The 20,100-nt window shown below is 52.5% G+C and carries 20 protein-coding genes and 1 pseudogene; 10 read left to right on the forward strand and 11 right to left on the reverse strand.

Features of this window, described 5'->3' with window-relative positions; all coding sequences use genetic code 11:
• Positions 1-3 precede the first annotated feature (3 nt).
• Both ynfE and ACESQ2_RS07990 read right to left on the reverse strand, forming a co-directional pair.
• A pseudogene (gene ynfE, locus ACESQ2_RS07985) lies at positions 4-2,438 on the reverse strand (selenate/tellurate reductase subunit YnfE).
• Positions 2,439-2,586: 148 nt separating this feature from the next.
• Complete coding sequence (locus tag ACESQ2_RS07990; RefSeq protein ID WP_014838619.1) at positions 2,587-2,838, reverse strand: DUF1161 domain-containing protein; 252 nt, start codon at positions 2,836-2,838, stop codon at positions 2,587-2,589.
• 102 nt (positions 2,839-2,940) lie between these two features.
• Here ACESQ2_RS07990 and ACESQ2_RS07995 point away from each other — a divergent pair, with 102 nt between their 5' ends.
• On the forward strand, positions 2,941-3,651 hold the full coding sequence (locus ACESQ2_RS07995) for a YnfC family lipoprotein (protein WP_014229527.1): 711 nt from the start codon (positions 2,941-2,943) through the stop codon (positions 3,649-3,651).
• Here ACESQ2_RS07995 and speG read toward each other — a convergent pair.
• A complete protein-coding gene (gene speG / locus ACESQ2_RS08000) occupies positions 3,645-4,205 on the reverse strand; it encodes a spermidine N1-acetyltransferase (protein WP_004102449.1) in 561 nt (186 codons plus the stop codon). The genes ACESQ2_RS07995 and speG overlap by 7 nt on opposite strands.
• A 62-nt stretch (positions 4,206-4,267) precedes the next feature.
• Positions 4,268-4,609 (reverse strand): DUF1283 family protein, encoded by a 342-nt coding sequence (locus tag ACESQ2_RS08005; RefSeq protein ID WP_049071527.1) that lies wholly within the window; start codon positions 4,607-4,609, stop codon positions 4,268-4,270.
• A 136-nt stretch (positions 4,610-4,745) separates the two neighbouring features.
• On the opposite strand from ACESQ2_RS08005, the gene ACESQ2_RS08010 reads away from it, so the two are divergent.
• From ACESQ2_RS08010 to ACESQ2_RS08035, 6 genes are all read left to right on the forward strand, one after another.
• The gene (locus ACESQ2_RS08010; protein ID WP_004851258.1) at positions 4,746-5,072 is read left to right on the forward strand and encodes a YnfA family protein; all 327 of its coding nucleotides are present in this window, start codon (positions 4,746-4,748) and stop codon (positions 5,070-5,072) included.
• Positions 5,073-5,278: 206 nt separating this feature from the next.
• Entirely contained in the window at positions 5,279-6,493 is a 1,215-nt protein-coding gene (gene rspA, locus ACESQ2_RS08015) for a starvation-sensing protein RspA (RefSeq protein ID WP_004851257.1), read from the forward strand.
• Positions 6,494-6,507: 14 nt separating this feature from the next.
• Complete coding sequence (locus tag ACESQ2_RS08020) at positions 6,508-7,527, forward strand: Zn-dependent oxidoreductase (RefSeq protein ID WP_025105779.1); 1,020 nt, start codon at positions 6,508-6,510, stop codon at positions 7,525-7,527.
• Positions 7,528-7,570: 43 nt separating this feature from the next.
• Positions 7,571-8,947: an MFS transporter gene (locus tag ACESQ2_RS08025; protein WP_065365981.1), complete on the forward strand. Its 1,377-nt coding sequence runs from the start codon at positions 7,571-7,573 to the stop codon at positions 8,945-8,947.
• 233 nt (positions 8,948-9,180) lie between these two features.
• A complete protein-coding gene (locus ACESQ2_RS08030; protein ID WP_049071541.1) occupies positions 9,181-10,644 on the forward strand; it encodes a mannitol dehydrogenase family protein in 1,464 nt (487 codons plus the stop codon).
• A 277-nt stretch (positions 10,645-10,921) separates the two neighbouring features.
• Positions 10,922-11,353 (forward strand): universal stress protein, encoded by a 432-nt coding sequence (locus tag ACESQ2_RS08035; protein ID WP_004851249.1) that lies wholly within the window; start codon positions 10,922-10,924, stop codon positions 11,351-11,353.
• Positions 11,354-11,396: 43 nt separating this feature from the next.
• Here the strand turns inward: ACESQ2_RS08035 and ACESQ2_RS08040 are convergent, their stop codons facing one another.
• Both ACESQ2_RS08040 and ydfG read right to left on the reverse strand, forming a co-directional pair.
• Entirely contained in the window at positions 11,397-12,083 is a 687-nt protein-coding gene (locus ACESQ2_RS08040) for a GntR family transcriptional regulator (RefSeq protein ID WP_004851246.1), read from the reverse strand.
• 90 nt (positions 12,084-12,173) lie between these two features.
• Positions 12,174-12,923, reverse strand: a complete 750-nt coding sequence (gene ydfG / locus ACESQ2_RS08045; RefSeq protein WP_373170284.1) for a bifunctional NADP-dependent 3-hydroxy acid dehydrogenase/3-hydroxypropionate dehydrogenase YdfG — start codon at positions 12,921-12,923, stop codon at positions 12,174-12,176.
• A 171-nt stretch (positions 12,924-13,094) separates the two neighbouring features.
• Between ydfG and dcp the strand changes: the two genes are divergently transcribed.
• Together dcp and ACESQ2_RS08055 are read left to right on the forward strand one after the other, a co-directional pair.
• Positions 13,095-15,137 (forward strand): peptidyl-dipeptidase Dcp, encoded by a 2,043-nt coding sequence (gene dcp / locus ACESQ2_RS08050; RefSeq protein WP_373170285.1) that lies wholly within the window; start codon positions 13,095-13,097, stop codon positions 15,135-15,137.
• A 367-nt stretch (positions 15,138-15,504) separates the two neighbouring features.
• Positions 15,505-15,633 carry a small membrane protein gene (locus ACESQ2_RS08055; protein WP_141749723.1) on the forward strand — a complete coding sequence of 43 codons (129 nt, stop codon included), beginning with the start codon at positions 15,505-15,507 and terminating at the stop codon, positions 15,631-15,633.
• Here ACESQ2_RS08055 and ACESQ2_RS08060 read toward each other — a convergent pair.
• From ACESQ2_RS08060 to ACESQ2_RS08075, 4 genes are all read right to left on the reverse strand, one after another.
• The gene (locus ACESQ2_RS08060; protein WP_227634412.1) at positions 15,630-16,259 is read right to left on the reverse strand and encodes a helix-turn-helix transcriptional regulator; all 630 of its coding nucleotides are present in this window, start codon (positions 16,257-16,259) and stop codon (positions 15,630-15,632) included. The genes ACESQ2_RS08055 and ACESQ2_RS08060 overlap by 4 nt on opposite strands.
• Before the next feature lie 578 nt (positions 16,260-16,837).
• Positions 16,838-17,098, reverse strand: coding sequence for a hypothetical protein (locus tag ACESQ2_RS08065; RefSeq protein ID WP_025105773.1), 261 nt, complete (start codon positions 17,096-17,098; stop codon positions 16,838-16,840).
• 926 nt (positions 17,099-18,024) lie between these two features.
• Positions 18,025-18,501 carry a cold-shock protein gene (locus tag ACESQ2_RS08070; protein WP_064377305.1) on the reverse strand — a complete coding sequence of 159 codons (477 nt, stop codon included), beginning with the start codon at positions 18,499-18,501 and terminating at the stop codon, positions 18,025-18,027.
• A gap of 114 nt (positions 18,502-18,615) precedes the next feature.
• Positions 18,616-19,155 (reverse strand): DUF2058 domain-containing protein, encoded by a 540-nt coding sequence (locus ACESQ2_RS08075; RefSeq protein WP_025105772.1) that lies wholly within the window; start codon positions 19,153-19,155, stop codon positions 18,616-18,618.
• Positions 19,156-19,317: 162 nt separating this feature from the next.
• Here ACESQ2_RS08075 and ACESQ2_RS08080 point away from each other — a divergent pair, with 162 nt between their 5' ends.
• Positions 19,318-19,629 carry a hypothetical protein gene (locus ACESQ2_RS08080; RefSeq protein ID WP_201208687.1) on the forward strand — a complete coding sequence of 104 codons (312 nt, stop codon included), beginning with the start codon at positions 19,318-19,320 and terminating at the stop codon, positions 19,627-19,629.
• 62 nt (positions 19,630-19,691) lie between these two features.
• Here ACESQ2_RS08080 and ACESQ2_RS08085 read toward each other — a convergent pair whose 3' ends face one another.
• Positions 19,692-19,964 (reverse strand): YqjD family protein, encoded by a 273-nt coding sequence (locus ACESQ2_RS08085; RefSeq protein ID WP_004851233.1) that lies wholly within the window; start codon positions 19,962-19,964, stop codon positions 19,692-19,694.
• Between the last annotated feature and the right edge of the window lie 136 nt (positions 19,965-20,100).

Consider the following 20,100-nt stretch of genomic DNA (forward strand, 5'->3'; position numbering starts at 1 on the left):
TCCTTAAACCTTCTCGATTTCGACCAGATTGGTGTGCTGCGGATTGCCTTTAGCCAGCGGCGAAGGGCGGTGCGTCGTCAGCGTATTAATACAGGATCCGCGATCGATACGATCGCCATTCATGTTGGCGTCATGCCAGGCGCCCTGGCCCATCGCCGACACGCCGGGCATGATGCGCGGGGTCACCTTAGCCGGAATGCGCAGCTCGCCGCGGGCGTTGAATACGCGCACCATATCGCCGTTCTTAATCCCGCGCTTTTCGGCGTCCAGCGGATTTAGCCACACCTCCTGACGACAGGCCGCCTGCAGGACATCCACGTTGCCGTAGCTGGAGTGGGTACGCGCTTTATAGTGGAAGCCGAACATTTGCAGCGGGAATTTCTCGCGCAGAGGATCGTCCCAGCCTTCGAAAGTAGAAGCATATACCGGTAATGGACTGATGGTTTCGTCTTTTTCCAGCTGCCATTTGGCGGCGATATCCGCCAGACGGCTGGAGTAGATCTCGATTTTACCCGACGGGGTTTTTAGCGGGTTGGCGACCGGGTCTTTGCGGAAGTCGCGGTAGGCCACAAAGTGACCGTTGGGGTCTTTACGCTTGTAAATCCCCATCTTTTTCAGTTCATCGTAGCTCGGGAGCGCCGGGTCTTTCGCCAGCATTTTCGCGTACAAATGCTGCAGCCACTGCTCCTGGGTACGGCCTTCGGTAAACTTCTGGTGGACATCCTCGCCAAGCCGTTTTGCCACTTCGCTGAGGATCCAGTAGATAGGTTTGCGCTCGAATTTAGCGGAGGTGACCGGCTGAATAAAGATGAGATAGCCCATATTGCCGGCGTAGTCGTTGGGAATAATGTCTTCCTGCTCGACGGTCATCAGATCCGGCAGCAGGATATCGGCGTATTTGGCCGAGGAGGTCATAAAGTTTTCGATAACCACGATCGTCTCGCACTTGCTTTCGTCCTGCAGGATCTCGTGGGTCTTATTGATATCGGAGTGCTGGTTAATGATGGTATTGCCGGCGTAGTTCCAGATGAATTTAATCGGTACGTCCAGCTTCTCTTTGCCACGCACGCCGTCGCGGGTGGCGGTCATTTCCGCGCCGCGATCGATGGCGTCGGTCCAGCTAAAGCAGGAGATCTGGGTTTTCACCGGGTTTTCCGGCAGCGGCATGCGTTCGATGGTGATAGTGTAAGTTGACTCGCGCGCGCCGCTGTTGCCGCCGTTGATGCCGACGTTGCCGGTCAAAATAGGCAGCATGGCGATCGCCCGGGAGGTCAGCTCACCGTTAGCCTGGCGCTGCGGACCCCATCCCTGGCAAATGTAAGCCGGCCTGGTGCTGCCGATTTCCCTGGCCAGCTTGATGATGCGGTCGACGGGAATGCCGGTGATCCGCGAGGCCCATTGCGGCGTTTTCGCCACGCCGTCATCGCCCTGTCCAAGAATATACGCTTTGTAATGCCCGTTCTTCGGGGCATCTGCCGGCAGCGTTTTTTCATCGTAGCCGACGCAGTACGTATCGAGGAACGCCTGATCGACCAGATTTTCATTAATCAGCACCCAGGCGATGCCCGCCACCAGCGCGGCGTCAGTGCCGGGGCGAATCGGGATCCACTCATCCTCCCGCCCGGCGGCGGTGTCCGTGTAGCGCGGGTCGATAACGATCATTCGCGCGTTAGAGCGCTCTCGCGCCTGTTCTAAATAGTAAGTGATCCCGCCGCCGCTCATGCGGGTTTCCGCCGGGTTATTGCCGAACATCACCACCAGCTTGCTGTTTTCGATATCGGAGGTGCTGTTGCCGTCGTTGCTGCCGTAGGTATACGGCATCGCGCAGGAAATCTGCGCGGTACTGTAGGTACCGTAGTGGCTTAAAAACCGCCGTAGCAGTTCATCAGACGCGCGACCAGCGAGGCGTAAGGGGAGGAGCGGGTGATATTGCCGCCGACAATCCCGGAGGAGTAGTTAATATAAACCGCTTCGTTGCCATACTCTTTGACGATGCGTTTGAGATTGTCGGCGATCGTATCCAGCGCCTCCTCCCAGCTAATGCGGACAAACTTGCCTTCGCCGCGTTTGCCGACGCGCTTCATGGGATAGTTAAGGCGGTCGGGATGATTAATGCGGCGGCGGATGGATCGGCCGCGCAGGCAGGCGCGCACCTGGTGATCGCCATAAATATCCGCGCCGGTATTGTCGGTTTCGACCCAGACGACTTCATCGTCACGCACGTGTGAACGCAGGGCGCAGCGGCTGCCGCAGTTGACCGAACAGGCGCCCCAGACGATACGCTCCTCGCCGTGAGCGGCGTCTTGCACCGCGGCAGCGGCGTGACTCAGGCTGAAAGGCAGCGATAAACCGCCGGCGGCGAGAGCCAGCGAGCCAAGGGCGGTTGATTTGATTAGCGTTCGACGGGTAAGGCCGTCGGTATGTTCCTGGTTAGACATTGCTCACTCCATGATTTTGTTATAATGGCGTAATGCCAACGCCTTCGTAAGGTCGGCGTGGAGAGTGAGGAATGATACTTAAAATGGAGTAGAGAGATCTTATCCCTGGTCAACCGAGGGATAAGACTTCTCCAGACATTCGGCGAGGTTACTGCGCACCGCTGTCGCGGGTATAGATGATTTTAAAGGTGTCGTTGGCGCAGTGGCCGACAACCTGTGCGCCGGGCCGATCGGGCTGGTCGTTCGGGACTATCGTCAGGCTGAAGCCCGATTCCGGGACGCCGTTGTTGATGATTTTCTGCTGAATATCGCTTTTTACCCGCTCGCAGGAATCCGGCGCCGCGAAAGCAGCTGTCGAACCCAGCAGCAGAGCCGCACATAGCCAGGGTGATAGTTTCATCATAAACTCCTTATTAACGTTATCCAGACTTAAGCATAGCAGAAGTGGTGTAAACAATTGTATTTGCTAATATGATTGTACTATGCACAAAAGGAATCGCGCGTGAAAAAACGGTTGTTGCTGTTACTGGCTGTCGGGGCGCTTAGCGCCTGCGATGAAAAGGGCGCGCCGCAGGCCTTCACCCCGGAAATGGCCAGCTTTTCTAACGAATTTGAGTTCGATCCGCTGCGCGGGCCGGTGAAAGCGTTTAGCCAGACGCTGTATGACGAACACGATCAGGTGGTGAAGTGGGTTAAAGGGCGTTTATCCAGCGAAGGGTGCTTTGACCTGCTGGCATTTGAGGATCGGGAGAATAAAACCGGCGCAGCGTTGGTACTGGACGCTAACTACTACCTGGATGCGCAAAGCCACGAAAAGCGCCTGCGTTTACAAGGCAAATGTCAGCTGGCGGAAATGCCCTCGGCTGGGGTCTCCTGGGAAACCGATGATAACGGGTTTGTCGTCACCGCTCGCGGCAAGGAGAGTACAGCGACGTACCGCTACGATAGAGAAGGCTATCCGCTGGGCAAAACCACCATAGCCAAAGGTGAACAATTTACGGTGGCCTCAACGCCGTCATCCGATCCGCGCAAAAAAATGGACTACACCGCAGTGAGCACCTTCAATGACCGCGCGCTGGGCAACGTAAGCCAGACCTGCGATTACGACAGTCACGACAACCCGGTAAGCTGCGAGCTTAAGGTTGTCGACGACAGCGTGCAGCCTGCGTTAACCCGCCACTACACCATCAAAAGCACTATTGACTATTACTGAGCCGTCGGTTTCAGCAGCGTCTGGCCCTGCGGTTTATGCTCGGCCAGATACTGGTGCTGGAACAGGCACATGCGGATGGTATTGCGGTATTCGCCGTTAATAAAGAATTCATGAATCAGCTCGCCTTCCACCATAAATCCGAGCTTGCGGTAGATGTGGATCGCTTTTTCATTTTCTTTATCGACGATGAGATAGAGCTTATACAGGTTGAGCACCATAAAGCCGTAGTCCATCGCGAGCTTAGCGGCGCGGGTGGCCAGACCTTTTCCCTGATAATCGGGAGAGATAATGATTTGAAACTCGGCGCGGCGGTGCACGTGGTTGATTTCAACCAGCTCAACCAGTCCGGCCTTTTCGCCATCGCATTCAATGACAAAGCGGCGTTCGCTCTGATCGTGAATGTGTTTGTCGTACAGGTCGGAAAGCTCAACAAAGGCTTCATAGGGCTCTTCAAACCAGTAGCGCATAACGCTGGCGTTGTTGTCGAGCTGGTGGACAAAGCGAAGATCTTCGCGTTCAAGCGGGCGGAGTTTGACGTGATAAGCGTCAGTCATGGGAGTACCTGTGTGTTATAGCGAAGTTTTGCTGATTGTGGCGCCCGTGCGGGCGCCATTCATTACGGGGTAATGGTGCGACCGGTGCGGCGGTCAAGGCAGCGCAGGGTGTTAGGCTCCCAGTACGCGTTGACGTTCGCGCTCTTCTGGCAGTTGTCCTGGGCGTCAAAAGCCACGTCGGCTTTATCCCACTCTTTTTCGGCGCGCTTGTTGACCTTCTGGCGTAAAGTGCGGGTGTCATTCCACTGCTCTTTTTCCATGGCGGCCTGCTGGCGGCTCTGGGCGCTGTCGCCGGATTCGATGACCAGCGTGTCCGTTTTGGCGAATGACGATGCGGTAAAGACCACCGCGCTCAGCGCCAGCAGGGCAGTCAGGCACCAGCGTTTGTTCAGAGTTGTGTTCATCACGATTTCCTTTAAGCGATTCCCTTGGATTAAGTTTACTACATCTCCTTTCGACGGCATACCCGACAAAACAGAGTATACGACGGCCATTATTGCGTAGAATGCGTTAACGCTTGTTCAACTTACGACGCTTTGCATGTTAAAAACCACGCTGCTTTTCTTTGCTACCGCCCTGTGCGAAATCATTGGCTGCTATTTACCCTGGCTCTGGTTAAAACGCGGGGCGACGCCCTGGCTGCTGATGCCGACGGCCCTGGCGCTGGCGCTTTTTGTCTGGCTTCTGACGCTGCACCCCGAGGCAAGCGGACGGGTTTATGCCGCTTACGGTGGGGTGTACGTGTGTACTGCGCTGCTGTGGCTGCGCTTTATCGATGGCGTCAAACTCAGCCACTATGATTGGGCCGGCGCGCTGGTTGCGCTGTGCGGCATGCTGATTATTGTGGCCGGCTGGGGACGCGCATAGCCTTCTTTTACTGAGTGAGCCGGGCCAGGTGATGCTGTCCCGGCCCATCTCTTCCTGCCTTTTCGCTCGCTTTCTCTGTTCACGCCGCTTTTATCCCCGATGAGATACTGTGATCTGCCGCGTCTTTTTCGATCGTTATACTTGTATGGTAGTAGGTCTGATGGTTTACTTTTACCCACTAACCGCACAGAAGTAAGGAATGAGAAATGAAGATCGTTGCCGCTGAAGTTTTCGTCACCTGTCCGGGACGCAACTTCGTCACCCTTAAAGTCACCACTGATGACGGGATCGTCGGATTAGGTGACGCGACGCTAAACGGTCGCGAGCTGTCCGTTGCGTCCTATCTGCGGGATCATCTCTGTCCGCAGCTGATTGGCCGCGACGCGCATCGCATCGAAGATATCTGGCAGTTTTTCTACAAGGGTGCCTACTGGCGTCGTGGTCCGGTCACGATGTCGGCGATTTCCGCTATCGATATGGCGCTCTGGGATATCAAGGCGAAAGCCGCAGGCATGCCGCTCTACCAGCTGCTGGGCGGAGCTTCGCGCGAAGGCGTGATGGTCTACTGCCACACTACGGGTCACTCCATCGATGAAGTGCTGGATGACTACGCGCGCCACAAAGAGATGGGGTTTAAAGCGATTCGCGTGCAGTGCGGCGTGCCGGGGATGAAAACCACCTACGGGATGGCGAAAGGTAAAGGGCAGGCCTACGAGCCGGCAACCAAAGGCCAGTGGCCGGAAGAGCAGCTGTGGTCTACCGAGAAGTATCTCGATTTTACGCCACAGCTGTTTGCCGCGGTACGCGAAAAATTTGGCTTTAACGAGCATCTACTGCACGACATGCATCATCGCCTGACGCCGATTGAAGCGGCGCGTTTTGGCAAGAGTATTGAAGATTACCGCCTGTTCTGGATGGAGGATCCGACACCGGCGGAGAATCAGGCGTGTTTCCGTTTAATTCGTCAGCATACCGTCACGCCGATTGCCGTCGGAGAAGTCTTCAACAGCATCTGGGATTGTAAACAGCTGATCGAAGAGCAGCTGATTGACTATATCCGCACCACCATTACCCACGCAGGCGGGATTACGGGGATGCGTCGGATCGCCGATTTTGCCTCGCTTTATCAGGTACGCACCGGTTCACACGGGCCGTCCGATCTTTCTCCGGTCTGCATGGCGGCCGCGCTGCACTTCGACCTGTGGGTGCCGAATTTTGGCGTCCAGGAATATATGGGCTATTCCGAACAGATGCTGGAAGTCTTCCCGCACAGCTGGACGTTTGATAACGGCTATATGCATCCGGGTGAAAAACCGGGGCTGGGAATTGAGTTCGATGAAAAACTGGCCGCGAAATACCCCTATGAACCGGCCTATTTGCCTGTAGCGCGTCTGGAAGACGGCACGTTGTGGAACTGGTAAAGAAGGAAGTCAAAATGAAAAGTATCGTGATTCGCCAGCCCAACGAACTGGTGATTGAAGAGCGTCCGATCCCGCAGCCTGCCGCGGGCGAGGTGCGGGTAAAAATTAAGCTGGCGGGGATATGCGGTTCCGATAGCCATATTTATCGCGGCCACAATCCGTTTGCCAAATACCCGCGCGTTATTGGTCATGAATTTTTTGGCGTTATCGACGCCATCGGAGAAGGGGTTACCGACAAAGCCATCGGCCAGCGGGTCAGCGTTGATCCGGTCATCAGCTGCGGCCATTGCTATCCTTGCTCGGTGGGCAAACCAAACGTCTGCACCTCTTTGGTGGTGCTCGGCGTGCATCGGGATGGCGGCTTTAGCGAGTACGCGGTGGTGCCGGCGAAAAATGCCTGGCAGGTTCCGGACAACGTGACGGACAGACATGCGGTGATGATTGAGCCCTTCACTATCGCGGCCAACGTTACCGGGCACGTTTCGCCAACCGACCAGGATATCGCGCTGGTCTACGGCGCCGGGCCAATGGGCCTGACGACCATTCAGGTGCTGAAGCGGGTGTATCGCGTTAAGCAGGTCATCGTGGTCGATCGCATTGATGAACGCCTGGAGATGGCCCAGCGTAACGGCGCGGATTGGGTGATTAATAACAGCGTCGTGCCTCTGGCGGATACGCTGAAGGCGGAAGGGGTACTACCGACGCTGATTATCGATGCGGCCTGTCATCCCTCGATTCTACAAGAGGCGGTCACCCTGGCTTCTCCGGCGGCGAGAATTGTTTTGATGGGATTCTCGACGGAGCCTTCTCAGGTTGCACAGCAGGGTATTACCGGCAAGGAGCTCTCTATTTTCTCGTCGCGTCTTAACGCCAATAAATTCCCGGTGGTCATAAAGTGGCTGGAACAAGGTTTAATTAACCCGGAGGAGCTGATTACTCATCAATTTGCTTATCAACATGTTATCGATGCACTGGAGCTTTTTGAAAATGACAGGAAACGTTGCTGTAAGGTTTTATTAACCTTCAGCCAATAACAACAGGTGCGGACTCTGTATTCTACAATTAGAGATAATCATTATGACTACCGTAAAAAATGAGAGAACCACTTCCGATCTCATTCGTGCAGCCGTATCTGGTTGGTTAGGCACGGCACTGGAGTTTATGGATTTCCAACTCTATTCCCTTGGCGCAGCGCTGGTTTTCCATGAGATTTTTTTCCCGGAGCAATCCGCCGCCATGGCGCTGATTCTGGCAATGGGAACCTACGGCGCGGGCTATATTGCGCGGATCGTCGGCGCCTTTATTTTTGGTAAAATGGGCGACAGTATTGGGCGCAAGAAGGTTCTGTTTATTACCATCACCATGATGGGGATCTGTACCACGCTTATTGGCGTGCTGCCAACCTATGCCCAGGTCGGTATTTTAGCGCCGGTGTTGCTTGTGACTTTACGTATTATTCAGGGGTTGGGTGCCGGGGCTGAAATATCAGGCGCGGGTACCATGCTGGCGGAATATGCGCCGAAAGGTAAGCGTGGAATTATCTCTTCGCTGGTGGCTATGGGCACCAACTGCGGTACGTTAAGCGCCACGGCTATCTGGGCGGTGATGTTCTTCGTGCTGGACCGTGAACAGCTCGTCGCGTGGGGATGGCGTGTGCCGTTCCTGGCAAGCGTAGTGGTGATGATCTTTGCCATCTGGCTGCGTCTCAATCTGAAAGAGAGCCCGGTTTTTGAGAAAGTGAGCGAAGACAGCGTCCTGCAGAAAGAGATAGCAACCCAGGAAGGTACCTTTAGCGCCATGCTGAAAAGTAAGTCCTTCTGGCTGGCGACGGGTCTGCGCTTCGGACAGGCGGGAAATTCAGGATTGTTGCAAACTTTCCTTGCGGGCTATCTGGTTCAAACATTACTGTTTGATAAAGCTATCCCTACCGATGCGTTAATGATTAGCTCTGTTATCGGCTTTATTACCATCCCATTACTTGGGTGGCTGTCAGATAAAGTGGGACGTCGCTTACCCTATATTATCATTAATATTTCAGCCATTATTCTGGCGTATCCCATGCTGTCGATTATTGTGGATAAGAGCTATAGCGCGGGCACCATCATGGCGTCACTGATCGTCATTCATAATATCGCGGTATTGGGTCTGTTTGCGTTGGAAAATATCACCATGGCGGAAATGTTCGGCTCACGTAACCGCTTTACCCGCATGGCAATTTCAAAAGAGGCGGGGGGATTAGTCGCCGTAGGCTTTGGCCCGGTGCTGGCCGGTATTTTCTGCAATATGACCGGTTCCTGGATGCCCATCGTTGTGATGCTGGTGTGCTACTCCATCATTGGCTTAATTTCCGCCATTCTGATGCCTGAAGTGCGTGACCGCGATCTGAGCTTGCTGAATGACGCCGCAGACTGCGCGCCGCAGAATAAAGCGGTGGGGAACGGGCAATATATTTAAAAAACACAAACTCCGCACCGAATGATGATCGCCGTAAATAACATTCTGCCGGGCCATTAGCCCGGCATTTTCACTCTTTTATTCTCAGAAATACTGAAAGTATAACCCGCCGTCTTCTTGTATGGTAGTTGATAAAAGTCAAAGATATCATACCAATTGCATGAGATGGTTTATTTCACCAGCCGGTTCCCACTTACCGTGGGGATCCAGAAATCATAAGTATGAGAGCCACCATGGAACATATGCTATTAACAGCGAACGCCACGCTGCCAGCTTACGATCGCAACCGTCTTATTCCACGCATCGTTCATTTGGGCTTTGGCGCATTTCATCGCGCTCACCAGGCGGTATATGCCGATATTCTGGCGACAGAACACGGCAGCGACTGGGGCTATACCGAAGTGAACCTGATCGGTGGCGAGCAACAAATCGCCGATCTGCAACAGCAGGATTTACTTTACACCGTCGCCGAAATGTCGGCGGATGCCTGGACCGCCCGCATTGTTGGCGTGGTCAAAGAGGCGATGCATGCCCAGGTCGATGGTCTGGAAAGCGTGCTGGCAAAAATGTGCGAGCCTCAGGTCGCTATTGTGTCATTGACCATTACCGAAAAAGGCTACTGCCACTCGCCGGCCAGCGGTGAATTGCAGTTAGATCATCCGTTGATTGTTGCCGATTTGCAAAACCCGCATCAACCGAAATCCGCGCCGGGCGTGGTGGTAGAAGCGCTGGCACGCCGCAAGGCGGCAGGTCTGCCGGCCTTCAGCGTGATGTCCTGCGACAATATGCCGGAAAACGGTCACGTCATGCGTAATGTCGTCTGCGCCTATGCCCGCGCCGTCGATGCCGAATTAGCCGAGTGGATTGCGCGCAGTGTCACTTTCCCTTCTACCATGGTTGACCGCATCGTACCGGCGGTGACTGCCGAAACGCTGGAGAAAATTGAACAGCTCACCGGCGTTCGCGACCCGGCCGGCGTCGCCTGCGAACCGTTTCGTCAGTGGGTCATTGAAGACAACTTTGTCGCCGGTCGTCCGCAGTGGGAAAAAGCCGGCGCTGAGCTGGTGTCGGACGTGCTGCCCTTTGAAGAGATGAAGCTGCGCATGCTGAACGGCAGCCACTCGTTTCTTGCCTGGCTGGGCTATCTGGCGGGATACCAGCATATTAATGACTGTATGCAGGACGAAAACTACCGTCGCGCCGCGCGTGCGCTGATGCTGGAGGAGCAGGCGCCGACGCTGAACGTGCAGGGTGTGGATCTGGCACGCTATGCCGGTCTGCTGATCGAGCGCTATAGCAACCCGGCGCTGAAGCACCGCACCTGGCAGATAGCGATGGACGGCAGTCAGAAACTGCCGCAGCGGATGCTGGATTCGATTCGCTGGCACCTGGCGCATGGCGGCGACTTTACGCTGTTGGCAATGGGCGTCGCGGCCTGGATGCGCTATGTCAGCGGGGTGGATGACCAGGGGCAGGCGATTGAAATCTCCGATCCTTTACTGCCGGTGATTGCGCAAACCGTACAGAATAGCGCAGACGGCGAAGAACGCGTGCGCTCGCTGCTGGGTATTGAGGCTATTTTCGGTGCCAGTCTGCCCCAGGAGAGCCGTTTCGTGAACGCGGTGGTTCGCGCTTATTTATCCCTGCAGCAGCACGGCGCAAAAGCGACCGTAGCGGCCTGGGCTCAGGCAAACTAATTTATTTCACCCGCATGCCGCCAGTCCCGGCGGCATTGCCCTCACGCTTTATCCCTGAACGCTTTTCCCGCCAGAAATATATTTCCCGTCAGGCGCAATCTTTGATCCAGATCGTTGAATATACATAACTTTATCTAACAAAAGTTAAGTATAAATAACTGGTGTTTATTTTAATGAATTAAATATTTATCTGGATGATTATTCATTCTCCTGGTGAAGTAAATATGGCATGATGAGTTAACTTACTAAGTTTCCTCAGAAAAAAGGAGAACGGACTATGTACAAAAAAATTTTGCTGCCCGTAGACGTTTTTGAAATGGATTTAAGTGACAAAGCGGTTCGCCATGCTGAGTTTTTAGCATCAGCGGATGAAGGGGAGATTACGCTGCTCAACGTTCTGCCGAACAGCAGCAGCTCAATTTTACGCGGTTTTGCGGCCGATATACGTAAGTTTGAGGCCTATATGCGTGAGGAATCGGAGAAAAAGATGAAGACGATATCCCGTCTGTTCTCCATTCCCGCCGGGCGGATTCATTCCAGAGTGGTCTTTGGCAACGTGCGCGATGAAATTCTGGCGGTGAGCGGCAATGAGGATTTTGACGTTATCGTTATTGGTTCCCGCAAGCCGGGTATATCCACTCATCTTCTTGGTTCAAACGCTGAGTCGATTTTACGTCACGCTAAAATACCGGTTCTGGTTGTCAGGTAAGTCAATCTCTCGCGGCAGATAACCTGTTCTGCCGCAACTCGTTTTATTCCTCGCTGAACCAGTCGCTGTTTTCCTGACGAACAAGCAGCACGGACTCGCTAATTTCTTGCAGATGCAGGCGCATGGCTTTTTCAACCGCATCCGGATTGCGGGCGACCAGCGGCTGGAAAATATCATAGTGCTGACGCAGCATCATATCGGGCGGGGTCACATGATCGAGGCTCATATAGCGCACCCGGTCAATGGTGGCTTTAATATTCTCGACGGTATCCCAGGCGAGCTGGCAGTCGGCGATTTGCGAGAGTTTCTGGTGAAATTCGTCATCCAGCTGGAAAAAATCCGTTAACTGCTGCCGCTCCACCGCCGTACGCTGCTGATTGAGATTTTGCTCAAGCTGGTAGAGCTGTTCATCATTCACCATTCCGGCGGCGCGTCGCACCACGGCGCATTCGATGGCCTGGCGGACAAAACAGCCGTTACGCACCTGTGAGAGCGAGATTTTATTCACGTAGCTGCCGCGCTGCGGACGGATCTGAATTAAGCCATTTTCAGCCAGTTTTATAAAAGCTTCGCGTACCGGTTGCCGGGAAACGTCAAAGCGCACGGAGACTTCTTTTTCCGAAAGAGGGGTGCCCGGCGGGATCAGACAATGGACGATATCCCGACGCAGGATACGATAAATTTGCTGATTAACGGGCTGTGTCGGATTCAGTTGTGCTTCTGCGGCCATGGATGATTACTTTTATATGAGGTATTTGCGCTATTTTACGCGTTTTTTGTCTTCCAGCCCAGACCCGGCCCGCGGGCCGGGTTACAGAGCTTAGCCCTGGCGGTGCACGTTCAGTCCGGCAAAACTTTGGCTGATCGGCATGATTTCCAGGGTATTAATGTTGACGTGTTTTGGCAGGGTTGCGACCCACCAGACCGCTTCGGTGACGTCTTCCGGAGTCAGAGCCTGAGTATTTTCGTAAGCTTTCCCGGCTTTAGCGTCATCACCTTTAAAGCGCACGTTAGAGAATTCGGTGCCGCCGACCAGGCCGGGCTCAATATCGGTCACGCGAAGGGCGGTACCGTGAAGGTCGGTACGAAGATTGAGGCTGAACTGACGCACAAACGCTTTGGTCGCGCCGTAGACGTTACCGCCAGCATAAGGCCAGGCGCCGGCGACCGAACCGATATTGATTACGTGGCCGCGATTACGCTCAACCATACCCGGCAGAACGGCGCGGGTCATATACACCAGCCCTTTGTTATTGGTGTCAATCATGTCTTCCCAGTCTTCAATGTTGGCTTTATGCGCCGGCTCCAGTCCCAGCGCCAGCCCGGCATTATTGACGAGAACATCAATCGCCTGCCAGTCTGCCGGCAGTCCGGCGATCAGCTCTTCAATGGCTGCACGGTTGCGCACGTCCAGCTGGGCGGTATAAAGGTTCTCGCCCAGCTCATCTTTAAGCGTTTTCAGGCGTTCTTCGCGACGCCCGGTGGCAATTACTTTGTGACCGTTAGCGATAAAACGGCGAGTTATGCTTTCACCAAAACCCGCTGTTGCTCCGGTAACCAGGATAATCATCTTACTGTTCCTCAACGATTTTTGTGTCTTCATACCATAGCACGCGATCCCGGCGACGGGTAATGGAAATCACCAGACCTCCCCGCCGAACGCGGCGGTGAACAGAGTAATCATTGCGGTCAATCAATGAGTTGCCTAATCTTACAGAATAATCGTGTTCAGGAGATGAAGATGTCGGAGAACAATCCTTTTTTTAGCGTCAGTCTGCTGCCTTATCAGGCGCCGCGTTTCGATTTGATTGACGTGAGTCATTACCGTCCGGCCTTCGACGAGGGCGTTCGTCGCCAGCGCGCAGAGATTGCCGCTATCGTGAATAACCCGCAGCCGGCTGATTTTGCCAACACGCTGGAAGCCCTGGAGCAGAGCGGCCAGCTGCTGGCTCGGGTAACCAACGTCTTCTTCGCGATGGCGGGCGCGGAGACCAATCCGGCCATTCAGGCGCTTGATGAGCAGTTTTCCGCTGAGCTGGCGGAACTGGCGAATGATATCTGGCTCAACGATGCCCTTTTTCAGCGCGTGAAGCAGGTGTGGGAGCGGCGAGAGTTGCTCTCCCTTGACGCCGAATCCCGACGTCTGCTGGAGGTGACCTGGCAACGCTTTACCCTTGCGGGAGCCACGCTTGCGGACGATCAAAAAGCGGCGCTTCGCGCGTTGAATACCGAAGCGGCAGCGCTGCAAAGCCAGTTTCAGCAGCGCCTGCTGGCGGCGGTAAAATCTGGCGGTCTGGTGGTGGATTACGCTCATCAGCTCGCGGGGCTTAGCGACGATGAAATAAGCGCAGCGGCAGAAGCCGCGCAGGAGAAGGGATTAGGTGGTCGCTGGCTGCTGCCTTTACTCAATACGACCCAGCAGCCCGCGCTGCTTTCGCTGCAGGACCGGCAGACGCGAGAGAATTTGTTTGCAGCAGGCTGGACGCGAAATCAGAAGAGCGATGCGAATGACACTCGCGAGCTGGTACTGCGGCTAGCGGAGCTCCGCGCGCGCAAAGCGCAGCTGCTGGGCGCTGATGACTTCGCCAGCTGGTCAATGGCCGATCAGATGGCGGGCGATCCGGCAGAGGCGTTTGCCTTTATGCGGCGAATCGCTCCGGCGGCGAAGGCGCGGGCCGAGCAGGAGCTGGCGGATATTCAGCAAGTTATTGATAATGAAGGCGGTGATTTCCGCGCGGCGGCGTGGGACTGGCTCTATTACGCCGAGCAGGTGCGCAGGGCGAAATTTGCCATCGATGAAGCGCAGCTCAAGCCCTATTTTGCCCTCGACCGCGTCCTGCGCGACGGCGTGTTCTGGACGGCGACACAGCTGTTCGGTATTCGCTTTGTCGAGCGATTCGACATTCCGGTTTATCATCCGGACGTGCAGGTATGGGAAATTATCGACGCTAACGGAGAGGGAATTGCGCTGTTCTACGGCGACTACTTCTCGCGGGACAGCAAAAGCGGCGGGGCGTGGATGGGCGTATTTGTTGAACAATCCACCCTGCGTGCGCAGCATCCGGTAATTTATAACGTCTGTAACTACCAGAAACCCAAAGCCGGACATAGCGCGCTTCTTTCCTGGGATGAGGTCATCACCTTATTTCACGAATTTGGGCATACCCTGCACGGCCTGTTTGCCAGCCAGAAGTATGCCAGTCTGTCGGGAACTAATACGCCGCGCGATTTTGTTGAGTTTCCTTCACAGATTTATGAACACTGGGCCAGCGAGCCGCAGGTATTTGCCCACTATGCGCGGCATCATCAAACCGGGGAAAACATGCCGGCCGCGCTGCGCGACAGCATGTTCCGCGCGGCGAAGTTTAATAAAGGCTACGACATGAGCGAACTGCTCGCAGCGGCGCTGCTGGATATGCACTGGCATAGCGTGAGGGAGGATAAACTCCCGGACGATGTCGATGCGTTTGAAGCCGCGTCCCTGCGTGCGGAGAATATGGATCTGGCCGCCGTGCCGCCGCGCTATCGCAGCAGCTACTTTTCGCATATTTTCGGCGGCGGCTACGCCGCGGGTTATTACGCTTATCTGTGGACGCAGATGCTGGCGGACGACGGCTACCAGTGGTTCGTTGAGCAGGGTGGTTTAACCCGTGAAAACGGCCAGCGCTTCCGCGAAGCGATTTTGTCTCGCGGCAATAGCACTGATTTAGCTGAACTTTATCGCCAGTGGCGCGGACACGATCCGCAGATTGAACCGATGCTGGAAAACCGCGGGCTGAGCTAGTCGCGCGTTTTGACGAGTAGAAGAAGACCGGGCGCAGCGCCCGGTTTTTTATCCAATTTTTCCTTCTCCAAAATCTCTGCAAAACGTCTCCGCCCAATTTAGCGCCCTCGGAATGGTTTGTCCTGTTATGGTAATCCCGTGCATCGACGCGCTGGCCACTTTTGCTTAAAAACATGAAGCCCGGCATGAAGTGTTTTTTAGCGAAAAATAATATTAATATATTAAATATAGCTTCCTTGCAATATTAGGAGTTTACTTACATTGTTGCATGGATTTCTTAAATTTAATAAGCGAACTTGCTCTGTGAATGTTCTTCACTCTATCATCTGTCTTATCTCTTGCATATCTTTTATTGAACGGATTGAGTATGGCTAATATATTGATTCTGGTATTCGCGGTTTTTTTATTGCTGGTTTCACTGATTTCTGGGTTTTCGTATTTTCAAGACAGAAAAAAGCAAAAGTTGAGTTTTAAAAGCAAGCGTATGAAATTCTAATTAAAATAGAGAGATGTTCTTCTCATAACGATGGAAGAGAATCTGATAAGCTCCTGATTGTTTTCTAACTGGAATTTCTTCATTATTCGCAATTTATGGGAGTATACGGTTCTGTGATCGATGCCCAGATTTTCTGCTGTTTCATTATTGTTAAGGCCAAGATTTATGGCATTAATGATTTTTAGTTGCGAACGACTCAATGATTGATGCGGGCATTTTAAACAGCGATTCTTCTCTATCGTTATACGTTTCTTATCGCCCGCGATAAATTCATCAAAGAGAATAGACAGGTTTTTTTTGATTGTTTCAAGGCTGTTTTTATGAAATAAAATGACAGCATTTTGAACGCATAAAGGCAGCAGGCAAGGATTAAATGTTATTTCTTTTTTGGTGAAAATTACCACCGCTGGACACTCTGATTTGTATTTTTTCATTTCCTGACATAATAAATACTCGCCAACCTCCATCTCAGTAAAAATTATGTCTGGTTTTGTGAGGTGATCTTGTATGTTGTTTCTTTGGAAACAAAGGTCGCTTATGCCTTTGGTGCTGGAAATTTCTTGGGTAAGTTCCTCTATGGCCTTTTCTAAATAAATGTTTTTGGTAATGATGGCGATTTTTAGCATGATTTTCTTATTTTTAAAAAGACGGCGGGAAAAATTTCGACCGCCGTATGATGTTTTATTTAAGTAACGCCTGATGAGATTAGGATATTTCTTATTTAATATAATGGCAATAGGTTTAAAGATAGAACAGATTTACTTTTTAATAAAAATTCGCAGCCAAATCAGTACTTTGTGTAGGTGATTTGTTTGTTTTTCAGCATTTTTAATCGCACTAAATGCCAAGATTTGTTATGCCACTATTAATTTGCATTCACGGTTTTTATTAATTAATGGCAATCATTCAGAAAATCATTATGAATATAGCATCCAAAGCTAATCTTTAGCGGCGTCCATTGAATCATAGGGCGAGACGCTATTCGTCATTTAACGGCATGCATGCCGTTGATTTGATACTTCCACCGCGTAGCTATCCGGGACGCGTTGAGCAGGGCGGTTTAACCCACGAACAGGGCCAGCGCTTCCGCGAGGCCATTTTGTCTCGCGGCACGGGTTTTGATTTAACTGCGCTTTATCGCCAGTGGCGCGAGCGCGCTGTTAAGAGTGAACTGATGCTGGAAAACCGCGGTGCCAGGGCATGGTTAAAATGCATTCGCATTCGATTTGACCTTAGCGATAAACTCTTCTGTAAGCGACAAGCCTTCGATGATTTCCTTATCGACTACGGTAATTCCGTATTGGACAATTAACTCCAGCAGTCCGTCATAGGTCTGTATGAGCTCCAGAAGGCTGTAGATTGTTTTGCGATCGGAAACTGAGGGCATCTCAGAGTTTGCTGAAGATTGATTAACAATCCACTCAAGATTGGCTTTGATTTTTTCTATATCAAGGTAACTATACATATTTCATGGGCTTAAATCCTCATTTCAAGATTTTTTTGAGAAAACGCGTTTCTGACTTCACAGGAATAAGCTATTGAATAACATCCAAAAACTCTGTTACTGAGAGATGTCGATGATCAAGCCGGATGGGGGCTAGCTGCAGAAGCGGTTATGTCCTCCCCTAAAGAAGGGCGCGATGTGCGTAGACTTCATTATGGAACGGATCGCCGATATATCAAGAAATCAGCGGATAAAATGTGAATAAGTAAATTTTGCTGCGGATAAGGCTGCTCACCTGCAAACCGTATGCAAGAGCTGCAGGTGAGCAATGTGCTATGGAGGCAGTACCATAGCGGCAAAATTTTAGCCTCGCGCTGCGGGCAAAACCAACAAACCGTTTACCGCCGGGAACATTTTAGGACTTACCTTACTCATCACCGTGCGCAAGGCAAATGAAAATAGGGTATCAGCAGGGCTCAATATGATGTCTGCCTGCGGCCTCGCCCCTTCGCGGCCAGCGTAAGCGCTGTTCAAGGCAGGAGTGCCTTGTCCTGCAACTCGAATTATTTAGGGTAGTAATAATCTTTTTTAACAGCTAATGCGGATTAGCGTATTTTGCGTCATGTTTTTACGGGCATAACGCGCGCGCGACTGGAATAACCGAGAGGCAGGCGGATATTGGCTGAGGGAGGAGAAAAATTATCTGGTTAATAAAGGACGCAGAGCCCGGCGTCCCATTGCGGATAAAGAACAGAACGGCTGGAATTACCTAACGGCGCTTCGCTTGCACGAGTCCGAAGAAATTGCGCGGCAGGTTGTGACTCTGATATTGGCAGGCCGGGTAAGGCGTCAACCGCCACCCGGTGAAGAACCGGGGAAGATGTTTAAACAGATTTGTCATCACTCCTAAACCGGGCGCAGAGCCCGGTTTGTTGAGCCATACGCTTTCACACCTTAAGCAGCTTTACCGTGGCCTCAATGTCTATCTCATCTTCCGAGAAGATGAGGGTGGTTCCCTGGAAGGTGGTAATGGCCAGCTTTTTCACCGAGCGCATTTCGCCAGGCTTAGCGGCGGATTTTGGCCTGATATTTCCCATCAACAGGCCTACGGAAAGGACCGCATTCTCTTTGTCGATGCGGGCATCGGCGGGCTCTTCCTCGCTGTACACCAGGAAAGATTTGATCGATGTAAGCTTAATCCGCTCGCCTGCAATATAGATATATTTGCTTTCCGGCAGGACTTTTACCGCATAGGCTGACAAACCCTTGCTATTGGTGGTGGGTTCGAAAGTGACTGCTGCATCTTTTTTAATGAGTTCAGGGTTGGCAACCTTAATCACATGAAAATAGCGATTATCGCCGTTTTCATCTTTGATAAATCCAAAACCTTTATCTTTAAACCACGTTGTGATCGTTCCGTTCATCGCCGTTACCGCCTGGTTAATCGTTTATCTACTCAATTTTTGCCGCGCGCAGTGTAAAGCACAACGCCTGCGCAGACCAGGTCTGAATCGCCGGTCTGCGCAGGCCCGCATTGCTTACCACATCAAATCATCGGGAACTTTAAAATCAGCATACGGATCGTCTTCGTCCTGCTCTTCCGCACTTAGCGCGCTGTTTAAGACAATGCTGCTGGCGTCGCGCTGGGCGATTTTATCGGCGACGCTCGCCGGGATAATCGCGTATTTGCTCTCGCCGTCGTTATCGCCGGCCAGACGCGCAATGGCGAGACGGCCGCTAATCAGCTGTGCCTGGGTGAGTTTATCCACGGCGATTTTTTTAATGAAGTTGTTATCCGTGAAGTTAAAATCAATATTGCCTTTTGAAATATCGATTTTATTCATTTCAATAAGCTGCTTAACCTGCGCTTTATACTCTTTCGAGAGCGCCGCCTGCTTTTGCTGCTCGCTAAGCTGCTTATCTCGCTCAAGCTGCGCTTTTTTATTCTCTTCCACTGCTTCTCTGGCTTCACGAGCCTGAACGCGGGACTTTTTCGCCGTTCTCTGAACTTTGGCCATTTTTTTGCTGGTCACTAACCCGGCTTTAAGCATTTGTTCTTGTAAGGTGAGTTTTGTCATCTTCGTGTCTGAATCCGCTGAATAATGAGTGAGATTATACCTGCAAATGTCCGGGATGTACCAGGCGGTATGATTCGCATAAAGCAATTGCATAAAAAATCACTATTATCGCCATTTATTTGCTATAAATGCATCTTTATTGCTTTTTTATGAGGTGTGGAGATGATTGTCAGAACCTGGCATGGTTGTGTTCCCATTGAGTTTGGCGATGCGTTTGCGGTTCATTTGCAGGCGACAGGCGTACAGCATTCCCAGGGCATCAGCGGCAACGCGGGGGCGTTTGTCAGACGGGAAACGCAGGGGGAGTGGGAACACTTCTTCCTGGCAACGTACTGGCACAATCTGGATGCGGTCATCGCCTTTGCCGGTGAAGCGTATCATGTCGCAGTGACCTATGCGGATGATGAGCAATTCCACCTGTTGTCCGACCCGTACGTTTTTCAGTTTGACGTAGCTGAAGTCGTGGCGATTTGAGTCAGCGTTAGCATAAGCGCGCCGGAGGCAAAAAATTAAGGCCCGAAGGGCCTTAGAATGGGTTATTTCCGTCCCGCCAGTAAACCAATCACCAGCCCGATAGCGCCGGCCGCCAGCAGTCCGGTCAGCGGATTTTCCCTTACGCGCTCGGAGACCTCTGAAACGGCATCCGACGCCTGAGCGGCGTACTTACGGGCCGCGCCTTTTAGCTGATGTTTAGGCGAATCAACCGCATCACCAAATTGCTGCTGGGCTTCCCCGGCGAATTCATTGACTTTGTTGCTCACTTTGTCCGCCAGATTCTGCGCGTCGTTTTCATACTCTTGTGATGACATGGGAGTCTCCTTTCGTTTGACTTATTTAAGTCTAGTGGCTAACAAGCGAAGTACAAATGCTCAGCCGTCGGTGAGCCTCACTCCAGGAATTTTCCACAACGTCCGGGATATAAACCAGGTCGCTGTTTCTGCCACA

Origin of the sequence: Klebsiella sp. Q11 (assembly GCF_964241505.1) — a bacterium.
Lineage (GTDB): Bacteria > Pseudomonadota > Gammaproteobacteria > Enterobacterales > Enterobacteriaceae > Klebsiella > Klebsiella michiganensis.